Source organism: Streptococcus sp. S784/96/1 (assembly GCF_902729355.1).
Lineage (GTDB): Bacteria > Bacillota > Bacilli > Lactobacillales > Streptococcaceae > Streptococcus > Streptococcus caledonicus.
Map to the genome: position 1 here is coordinate 145,542 of NZ_CACVCC010000001.1, position 11,716 is coordinate 157,257.

Here is an 11,716-nt window from a genome sequence, read left to right on the forward strand (position 1 = left end):
ATTATTGATTATAAATTTCTGATGTGGTATTATAGGTTTTAAAATGAAGCTTCAACATTTGGCAATTAATTGCTAGTTAAATTAAAGATTAATCAATAGTATCACAATAAATGAAAGGATATAACATGAAAAAACAATCCGTGGCATTGGCAGTAATTGCAATGATGGCTACCGGTATAGCAGCTGAAGAGGTATCTGGCCTGGAAAAAGAGGCTACAGCCTCAAATCAACTGGTTGATACTGATAGTGATTGGTTCGATGATAGAGATGATTCAAGAACGACATCTAAAACGACCTTGGAAAATAGTGAGGTAGCTGAAGAAGTCGACGATTTATTTGGTGATGAGTCATCTAAACCTCAAAATACAGAGCCATTACCAGGACCTTCAGAGGAAGGAGACACTCGTGTGACGCCGAAACAAAATCGAACTGATAAAAGAGAGATTTCTGCTGAGGTAGTTGATTTAGTTGCAGATGTGGTGCCAGAGTCTAAAAAAGAATTGTCGCAAACAGTGGAACCTAATTCGACAACTGAGGATGACTGGTTTGAGGAGAAGGAACCAGAGGTTCCTAGCAGATCGCATCAAGGGGTATCAGAAGAGGCAAAAGATTTCTTAACTGATCATAAAGTGGGAAAGAAAACCGCTGTAGAAAGGGACACAACTCCTTCATCAGAGAAGAAAACACCAGTTGATTCGATTTCGATTTGGAAGAACGGTGATTTCATTACGCATGGAGATTGTCTTGTTGGTCTTTCGGCAGAGGGAGCTAAAAAACTTAGTCATACTGACCACTTGGTATTACCTCAATATGGAACAGATGGTACAGCCCTAAAGCGTGTAGCTAGTTTTGCCTTTGCCCCAGATAAAAAAACAGTCATTGCAGATTATACTAGCCGTATTGGCGAACATGGGAAAATAGATCAGTTCGATGCTGATGGGAATGACATTTTCACGGAGGGGGAATCCATCAATGCCTATATCCTAACGAAAATTACTATTCCAGAAGGGTATACCCATATTGGTGCGGATGCTTTTGCAGATCATAAGAATGTTAGGGAAGTTATGTTGCCAAAAAGCTTAAAACATATTTCAGATTATGCCTTTGCTCACATGGCATTGCGCAGCATTGAACTACCATCAGGAGTGATACATATTGGAGACATGGCATTCTTTGATAATCGTTTATCTGGTGAGTTGGTATTGCCTAATCAGTTGACTTATCTGGGGGAGCGTTCTTTCAAATCGAATCGGTTACAAGAACTGGCGTTTAAAGGAACATCGCTCAAAGTGATTGGCGAAGCTGCTTTTCAGGATAATGATCTGACACAGGTTGTTCTTCCAAATAATCTGGAAACCATTGGACAAGAAGCATTTACAGGAAATCCTGGAGATAATCGCTACGGCAATCACGTGGTGTTACTAACAAGTGATGGTAAGAACCCTAATAAGCTCAAAACAGAAGCCGCTTATGTCAATCCAGGTAAGCACCTTCAGACTCCAGCTGGACAACTTGATTATAGTCGTTGGCAAGTAGAAGATTTCCAGTTTCAAGGTTCAGTCATCCTTGGTTTTTCAGAGCAAGGAAAACAAAAAGTGAAACATTTAAAAAAATTGGAAATTCCAAATCGCTATGGTAATCAAATGGTGACTGAAATCGCTGCAAATGCTTTTCGTAACGTTGATTTTGACCAGCAAAGTCTTCGAAAATACGATTTGGAAGAAGTTGTTTTACCAAATAGTATTCAAAAAATCGGAGAGTTTGCCTTTCAGTCGAACCGGATTGAGTCACTGGCCTTGGGAGAAAGTGTAGTGTCAATCGGTGCAGGGGCTTTCATGAATAATCGTATCTCGATTTTAGATATGCCAGATTCGCTACAAAGTATTGGTGATGCGGCTTTCCATATCAATCATGTATCAGCAATTGTGATTCCACCGGCTGTTAAACAGATTGGTCGCTCTGCTTTTCGTCAAAATGGGGCGCAGGCATTACTCTTCTTAGGTAATCGTGTAGAGGAAATAGGAGAGATGTCATTCTTATCTAATGCTTTGACAAAGATTGATATGAATCATTTAGACAAAATACAGACCTTATCCGTTCAAGTTTTTGCGGATAATCGCTTAGAAGAAGTGATATTACCAACTCATTTACGAGACATCAAAGAAGAAGCTTTTCATGCCAACCAACTGAGCAAATTGCAATTACCTGAAACAGTTGAACGAATTGCCTTCAATGCTTTTACTCAAAACGGTGTCGATGGGAAGCGAGTGAACATTCATATAGTAGGCGATATCGAAAGTCACCTACCAGATGGGGAAGGTCATGTCATCAATCCAGATAGAATGGCGACCAACCGTGATACTTTATCTGACTTGGTAGCAGAGTTGAGAGGTATTGATTTGTTAACCTTACGCGCCTCTACCCAACAGCAATTTAAAGATATCATACGTCAAGGTGACGATTTGCTGACGAAAAAAGAGTTACGTCAAGGAGAACAATGGCAATACATCCAGAACAGTCGCTTTTTCATGGGACGCTTAGCATTAGATCGTCGAATGAAAGAAGCAGAAGCTGCCATAAATGGTTTTGTTATGTCTCCTAATGTGTCATTATTGCAAGAAAAATATGCTTATGCCCTACGTTCTTATAACAATAGTGCCTTATCATTAGAACAAGTATCACGATTAGAGAAAGAACTGTTCCTCTTAACAGGATTAGTAAATGGTAAGGGGATTTTGGCCAACGCAAGTCTCGTTCAAGGTGTCTACCGATTTAAGAGTCCGCTTCCATTGCCTGAATACTATATTGGATTAAATGTCTATTTAGATGCTAAGGGAACTATTATCTATATCTTGGACCGCAGTACTAGCATCGGTCAAGGGCAGTTAGATTCATATGGTAATCCAGTTGTCAATGTTGATGAAGATAATGAAGGGTATCATGTCTTGGCACTAGAAAGTTTACCTGATTATGAAGGTCTTACGGTTGACGATATTCGGACAAAAGCATTAACTGAAATCGTACAAATCCGAACAGTACCAAAAGCAGTCTATCACCGCCAAGCCATATTTGAAACTGTGAAAGACGCTGCTAAAGAATGGCAAGGAAGTAATAGTCAAGATGATGCAGGAAGAAAAGATGATTCAAAGAAGCAACTATCAACTCCTAAAAAACAAGAATTTTCGTCAGTAGGTGCTATTGAAGCAGGCATGTCATCAAGAAATGCAGTATCTCAAAGTAACCAATCAGAAAAAACATTACCCAAAACGGGTGAAATTGTTTCCCACTATTGGTTATTGCTAGGCACTTTCCTAATAATGATAAGTTCAGTCCTTGAAAAAATGATCACTCTTTGGAGACAACGGCACATAAAATAAATTGTCAAAAATATTAAGAGAGTGGGATAAACCAGCACGATGGCGGAGCCCACACCCACAAAACAATGACAACCAATAGGCAGAGCCCTCGCTAAGTGCTATACTCTCAGTGAGGGCTTTTTGAAGTCTTCGTATAAGAAGTCATGATTTCGAAGTCTTGACTTCCCCTCGCTCTCTGATTTCTAAGCTCAGGCTGAAACTGTCCACTGGACACTTTCACCACCTCCGTATAGCTCAAAAGGTTTGGGGAACCTTTTGAGGTGGGGAATAAGGCGAACGAAGTTCGTCTCAATCGTTAAGGTCTGGAAGACCTTTGGAGGTTGGAAATAAGATGAACGACGTTCATCACATTCGTATAGGATGGCCGCTAACGGTTGCGTGGTACTAAAATAGTCCTAGGTGGACCCTTAAAGTTGCAGACCGCTAATCAACTACTGCGTCAATCTGTAATTACTATACAAAAAGAGAAGGTTGAGATACCAGTAAAGATGTGATCCTCTGTTGAAAAAACATTAAAATCTTGTTTTTTTTATGTCTTTTGGTATAATAGAAAAGTATCAAGGGAGTAGCAGACGGGTTTCCCCGTGATTATGTCGTCATTACGAAAGCAATTTCCGGCATAATCTTAAACCGCGAGACTTGTTTGGAGTAAAACAGGTCTTTTTATTTTGAAAAGACCAAAGGAGGAGACACAATGTCTAAGGAACAAAACCGTCAGGCGTATTACACGCAGACAGAAGAAGCTGTTCTGGAAGCTTTGCAAACTACTAAAAAAGGTTTGACAAGCGACGAAGCAGCAAAACGTTTGGCTACTTATGGCCACAATGAACTTGATGAGGGCGAAAAACGCACCATCTGGCAAAAATTCTTGGATCAATTCAAGGATTTGATGATTCTTATTCTTCTTGGTGCGGCAGCTTTATCTGTTGTGACAGAAGGAATGCACGGTTTAACAGATGCCATTATCATCTTGCTCGTAGTAGTCCTAAATGCTGCTTTTGGGGTTTACCAAGAAGGACAAGCAGAAGCCGCGATTGATGCGCTTAAGTCAATGTCTAGTCCGGTAGCGCGTGTTCGTCGTGATGGTCATGTCACAGAGGTTAATTCAAAAGATTTAGTGCCTGGTGATATTGTCATGCTTGAAGCGGGTGATGTGGTACCAGCTGATATGCGTTTGTTAGATGCTGCTTCGCTTAAAATTGAAGAAGCTGCTCTTACAGGTGAATCTGTGCCAGTTGAGAAAAACTTAGATGTGACACTTGCTGAAGATGCAGGTCTCGGTGATCGTGTCAACATGGGTTATCAAAACTCAAACGTTACTTACGGACGAGGTATTGGTGTTGTTACAAACACCGGTATGTACACAGAGGTTGGTCATATTGCTAGCATGCTTGCTAATGCTGAAGAGACGGATACACCGCTCAAACAAAACTTGCACCACTTGTCTAAAGTATTGACCTATGCTGTTCTTGTAATTGCAGCGATTACTTTCGTGGTGGGTATGTTCCGTCGTGACCCAGGTCTTACTTTAGGAGAAGCGGCACTTGAAAACCTTATGACTGCGGTAGCTCTTGCAGTAGCAGCGATTCCTGAAGGACTCCCAGCCGTAGTTACCATTGTTCTTTCAATGGGAACTCAAGTTCTTGCGAAACGAAACTCCATCATTCGTCAATTACCAGCCGTTGAAACGCTTGGTTCAACAGAAATTATCGCATCTGACAAGACTGGTACGTTGACGATGAACCAAATGACAGTTGAAAAAGTGTACTACAACGGTCAAGTCTTTGAAGCGGCAGATGATATATCGGATGATAATATGACGCTTCGCGTTATGAACTTTGCCAACGATACCAAAGTTGACCAAAATGGCAAGCTAATTGGTGACCCAACAGAGACTGCGCTTGTTCAATTTGGTTTTGACCATGCTTTTGATGTGCGTGATATGCTGAAAGCTGAGCCACGTGTGGCAGAATTACCATTTGATTCAGATCGTAAATTGATGTCAACGATTCATAAATTGGCTGATGACAAATACCTTGTTGCTGTTAAAGGTGCTCCAGACCAGTTATTGAAACGTGTGACTCAAATTGAAGACAATGGCACAGTTCGTCCAATCACCGCTGCTGATAAAGAAGCTATTCTTGCAACAAATAAATCACTTGCTAAAGAAGCACTTCGTGTGTTGATGATGGCTTATAAATACGAGTCAACCATTCCAACACTTGAAACAGAAGTTGTTGAAAATGGCCTTGTCTTTGCTGGTTTGGTCGGTATGATTGACCCAGAACGTCCAGAAGCTGCGCAAGCCGTTACCGTTGCCAAAGAAGCTGGTATCCGTCCAATCATGATCACAGGTGACCACCAAGACACTGCGGAAGCGATTGCTAAACGTCTTGGAATCATTGATCCAAATGATACAGAAGACCATGTATTTACTGGTGCAGAGTTGAATGAATTGTCAGATGAAGAATTCCAAAAAGTTTTCAAACAGTATTCAGTGTATGCGCGTGTGTCTCCAGAGCACAAGGTTCGTATCGTAAAAGCATGGCAAAATGAAGGTAAAGTCGTGGCCATGACTGGTGACGGTGTGAACGATGCGCCATCTCTTAAAACTGCTGATATTGGTATCGGTATGGGGATCACTGGTACAGAAGTATCTAAAGGGGCTTCTGACATGGTCCTTGCTGACGATAACTTTGCAACAATTATCGTTGCGGTTGAAGAAGGACGTAAAGTCTTCTCAAACATCCAAAAAACAGTTCAATATTTGCTTTCAGCTAACATCGCTGAAGTATTGACCATCTTCCTTGCAACCCTATTTGGTTGGGATGTTTTGGAGCCAGTTCATCTTCTTTGGATTAACTTGGTAACAGATACCCTTCCAGCTATCGCTCTTGGTATGGAGCCTGCTGAACCAGGTGTGATGAAACACAAACCTCGTGGACGTAACTCAAGCTTCTTCTCAGGTGGTGTGCTTGGTGCCGTCGCTTACCAAGGATTGATGCAAGGTGCTTTGGTACTTGGCGTGTATGGATATGCCATCGCAAACCCAGTTCACGTTGGTGACTATCATGCCATCCACGCAGATGCCCTTACTATGGCCTATGCAACACTTGGTCTCATCCAATTGGTACATGCCTTCAACGTTAAGTCTGTTTACCAATCTGTCTTTACCGTTGGGCCATTTAAAAACAGGATGTTTAACTGGGCGATTGTTGGTTCTCTCTTACTTCTCGTAGCGACCCTAACAATACCGTTCCTAGAGAAAATCTTCCATGTGTCTCACCTTGATTTGAGTCAATGGTTAGTTGTTCTTATCGGAAGTTTCCTTGCCTTTGTCATTGTTGAATTGGTAAAAGCTGTTCAGCGTGCTCTTGGACAAGATAAAAATGCTATCTAGTATCAGGTTGTCACCTACTAGATAATATCCATTACAAAAGTCTCGATGTTATCGAGGCTTTTTGTCGGTTTTATAAATCAACATTTTTCAGAGAAATTTCGGTAAACTATTGTTAATTGTTGAAAAATAAACGGAAACAAGTGAAAATGTTTTATTGTTATAAAATCTCTTGACAAATAGAGAAAACGCTTGCATAATGGTTGTGTAATTTTGAGATTGGAGACACTTATGTCAAAGAATAATAAATTTTTAGATAAAAAAATAAATGGTTTTAGGATGTGGAAATCAGGCAAGAAATGGTTATTTGGTGCTACTATTATTACTGCTACAAGTTTTATAATTGAAACGCAAACGGTTTCTGCCAGTAGTGAAACAAATACAGTTTCTTCAGCAGTCGTTAATTCAAATTCATCCACAGGTGAGAATGGAAACATAGGAGGAACTCCCTCTACTGGACCTGAAAGTGATGTGGAGGCTGTAACGCCTAAAACCGAAACAATTGCTACAGTTTCAAACGATCCAGCTTCAGAAACAGCTGCTGTACCAATGTCATCAGAAGGAACCCCAGTGGCAGCGAGTCTAACACCTTCGTCGGAGGATAAATCAACACCTGCTCCAAGAAGTGTTCGATCGGCTTCAACTTCTGAACCTGTTGAAGAGACAAAGGAATTTAAGATTGAGCAATTTAGCGAAAAGAAGCCAGTGACAATCCATTTTGAAACGGATGATAATAATGCTAAGTATTATGCTTGGGTTTGGGGAACTGGGATTGCTGAACAAGATGACAAGTTTAATGAATTGACTAATAACAATGGCAAGCATGAAATAACTCTGAATGTTAAGCCTGAAAAAACTTATCTCAATTATATTATTACCAAAGGTCAGGGATGGAATAATGGTGCAGTTAAACAAACAGGTAACATGGTAGCCACAGTTAATGAGTTTGCACCGACTCATGTGTACATTGGAAAAGATAAATCTACTAATTCTGGTAAGAAGAGCTGGTATACACAAACCTCTGCGCAAGAAGAGAATTTTGATAAGATGTTTGCCTATGAAGATAAGGTTGTTGATACCAGCGAACCAGATAATTTTAAAACAGTTGGTTCTCTTGGACGATTGGGAGCGACACTGAATGAAGAGACTGGCGAAGCTCGTCTCAACCTTTGGGCACCTACAGCTAAATCAGTTAAAGTGAACATTTATAAAACGGAAGCTGGATATAATTCTGAACGCATCTTCCAAATTGATATGAAGCGTGGGACAGTAAGTAATCAGGATAATTATCAAAAAAATACAGTAGGTGTTTGGACAGCTGATTTAACTCAAGAAATTTTAAAGAAACATGGTCTATCAACAGCTGAAAAGCTATCCTATGATTATGAATTAGAAATTCCAAATGCGTATTTTATTCAGGCTGAAGATAAGAAGAAAAAAGTAAATGATAATACTTGGGTACACGATTATTATATCTACCGTAATTCAAAAACAGGAAAAGTCCTAAATGGAGTAAAAGACGCTATTCTTGGAGAGCGTGAAGCTAAGTGGGAAGAGGTTGCTTCCTTTTATGCCAGTGATGCTGTAGTGCATAAAGATCAAAGTGATTTAAATAGTGAAATTATTCCTCAAGAACAAGTTTATCAAAAAGTTCAAACTCAAGATCCTTATTCAGTCGCTTTGACACAAAATGGATCTCGTTCAGTTATTTTAAATCCAAGTAAATATGGTAAAGTCACACAAAGTAATGCTAAGCGAGTTTCTTCTTTATCAGAATTAAGTGTGATGGAAATGGATGTGCGTGATTTTTCAATCGATGAAAAATCAGGTGTGTCCGTAAAAAATAGAGGGAATTTCCTAGGAGTTATTGAGGATACGAAAACAGATAAGGGTAAATTAACTGGTTTAAATTACCTTAAATATACGGGTGTCAAATATGTCCAAATCATGCCTGTCAATGACTTTCAATCGGTCCCAGAATTACTTCCGAGCGAAGAGGATAATACTAAATTAGCTGAAAAAGAAAAGGATGGTGTTCATAACAATCAACAAAACTGGGGCTATGATCCTAAAAATTATAATGCACCAGATGGTTCTTATTCGAGTGATCCAAGTAAACCAGAGGTGCGTATTGAAGAGTTGAAAAAAATGGTTCAAGGGCTTCATAATGCGGGAATCAATGTCGTCCTAGACGTTGTTTATAATCATCTCTTTGATGGTCAACGTAACCCATTTGAATGGACGGTTCCGGGGTATTACTATGCTGTCAACGGCGATGGCGCTATGAATAACGATGTTGGTGTTGGAAATGCGGTTCGTTCAAATTCTCGTATGATGCGTCAGTATATTGTAAATTCTGTTGTGTACTGGGCGACTGAATATGGTATTGATGGTTTCCGATTTGATGCTATGAGTGACCTTGATACAAAAACATTATCGGATGTACGCACAGCTCTAAATAAAATTGACCCTAAAATCGTTACCTATGGCGAAGGTTGGGATAGTATGGGAAATTATCTCAAGGGTGATGGTGATGAAGTTAAGGCAAGTATTGGAAACGCTAAAAGATTACCAACTTACGGTTTCTTTGATTCAACTGGTCGTGATGCAATTGCTGGTTCTCAATACAATGAGCATGGTGGAGCACAGGGATTTGTTAATAGACAATCAGATTATAAGTCTAGACTTTTAGATCAAGTGACAAAGAGCTTACTGGGGGGGCTCGATCAGAATTATGCCACCCCTTCTCAACAATTGAACTATGTTGAGGTTCATGATGGAAAAACCTTGTATGATTTGTTGAAAAAATATAACGAAGCAGATAGCGAGGTTCAGCTGAAAAATCGTGTTCAATTGGCAACAGCTATGAGTGCCTTGTCTCAAGGAATCCACTTTTCACAAATGGGGCAAGAATTCGCCCGTACTAAAAATCATGAACATAATACCTATAATGGAGGTGACGAACTTAATAAAATTGATTGGAAACTCGTTGAACAGAACCCTGATATGGTTAACTTCTACAAAGCTTTGGTAGCCTTTAGAACACAAGAACCTCTCATGCACTTAACGGATTATCGAGATGTTAATGGTCAAATTGGAAAACCTAAAATGGTTATTACAAATGCCCAAGAAAATTCCGGAATTATTACTTATGAATTACGTGGAGAAAAAGGAGATAGGTATCTTGTTGTCTTTAATAATAATACCGCTACGGAAAATCAAGGAAGTCTCACATTAGGAGGGGCAAATTCCTGGTATTATGGTGGTAAACTAGACCAACAGCCTTTGAATCATGAAGGTAACCGCGGTAGAATCAATGATAACAATGATTTCACCAACGCCTTTATTGTCCTAAGCAATTCTAAAAATTTATACGATAGGATTGGAAAGACAGTTGGAGAGAAAACAGTCACTCTGGACCATCTATCTGCTACAGTTTTCTATATACCTGCTGAGCCAAAATTGTTAGAAATGAAAACGGTTAAACAGACCATTCATTACGTGAATAAGAAGGGAGATGTAGTAAGTCCTGAAAAAGAACGTAAAGTTTCCTTTGTGACAGTAACTAGGCAAGATCCAAACTTCAAGTTTACTTTTGAAAAATCTGCTATTAATACAACTGAAAAAGATCTTGGTCATAAGCAAAATATTCTGACTGGTTTACGTGATAATGCAGAAGTAACCTATGCTTATTATGCGGTTGATGCTAGTACAGGTAAAGGAATCGAAGTTAAAGAACAACCTCGATTAGATGATAAAGGAGAACCAATTAGTAATGGTAAGGTTATTTGGAAAAAAGTTGAGGGTGCTGGATTAGTCTCAGGTTTTGAAGGTGAACAATTACCAGAAGGTTATACAAGGGATAAGGAAAAATGGTTAAGTAGCGTTCGTTACCATCTTGAAGAAGTTTCTCATCCAAAGGTAGAAGGCTATAAAGTGATTGAGGTGACACCACATAATGTTGGTAATACCGAAAAAATTGATTTATCTGCACTATCTATAGGTGGAGATAACGACATTAAGGTTATTTACGCTAAACAGAGTAGGGCTATCATTGTTTCAGATAATGACCCAGAATCTAATTTACAGGATAAAAAGCAACAGCCATCTCAGGGGTACTATGTTGAGGGGTACGAAGATGAGCCAATCCTATTTAATCAATCCCAAATTAAATTAGAACGACTAGGCTATACTTATACTATCAATGGAAAATCGAGTCTCGAAGAAGCTATTAAGGACACTCCTAAATTTGGCGAATTGGATACAGTATTCAATGTCGTATACCTACCAAAAGCCGCCAAGGCTAAGGTTAAATTTATTGATATTGATAATAATAATGATGTTGTCGAAGAAAAAATTATTACTGGTAACACATCTAATGCTTTTGAGGTAGATTTTTCATCTATTGACAAAGATAAATACGATATTTTAGAAGTTAAACCTGATAAAACTGCTGGCTCGTATTATTTTGATAAAATAGATGATACAGATAATATTAGTCAAGTTATTACAGTTTCGTTAAAACATAAGCATGAAATCAGCCAAATTGAGACGGTTAATCGTGTCGTTTATAAAGGTGTTCCAAATCAGCAACCGAAAGAAACAATTGTCACTTGGACGGTCGATAAAGATTTGGTTACCAACCTATCAACATATAAGCCAAATATTGACCAAACGATTATTGATTCACCAGTAGTTGCTGATTATTATACTGATGAGAAATCTGTAACTTTTGAAAATCAAGCAGGTGACGCCCAACCTAATAATCAATTAAAAGAGGTTACATATAGACCAGTTATTCCATTAACGAAATTGGAACCAGCACAACCAGTCATTCCGTTAACGAAATTGGAGCCAGCGCAACCAGTTATTCCATTAACGAAATTGGAGCCAGCGCAACCAGTTATTCGAGTTACTATGGTGGGGCGAGGGCTGCGAGTTA

3 protein-coding genes are annotated in these 11,716 nt (G+C 39.3%); all 3 read left to right on the forward strand.

Annotated features, from left to right (window positions below):
* Positions 1-125: 125 nt before the first annotated feature.
* Positions 126-3,377 carry a leucine-rich repeat domain-containing protein gene (locus GZ996_RS00615; protein WP_162011086.1) on the forward strand — a complete coding sequence of 1,084 codons (3,252 nt, stop codon included), beginning with the start codon at positions 126-128 and terminating at the stop codon, positions 3,375-3,377.
* Between the two features lie 694 nt (positions 3,378-4,071).
* Positions 4,072-6,777, forward strand: a complete 2,706-nt coding sequence (locus GZ996_RS00620; protein WP_162011087.1) for a calcium-translocating P-type ATPase, PMCA-type — start codon at positions 4,072-4,074, stop codon at positions 6,775-6,777.
* A gap of 228 nt (positions 6,778-7,005) precedes the next feature.
* Positions 7,006-11,716: KxYKxGKxW signal peptide domain-containing protein (locus GZ996_RS00625; RefSeq protein WP_162011088.1), on the forward strand; the 4,711-nt coding region annotated here is incomplete at its 3' end.

Bases quoted from the DNA above. Each gene is read 5' to 3' on its own strand.
- GZ996_RS00615 (WP_162011086.1), top strand. From the start codon at position 126: ATGAAAAAACAATCCGTGGCATTGGCAGTAATTGCAATGATGGCTACC.
- GZ996_RS00620 (WP_162011087.1), top strand. From the start codon at position 4,072: ATGTCTAAGGAACAAAACCGTCAGGCGTATTACACGCAGACAGAAGAA.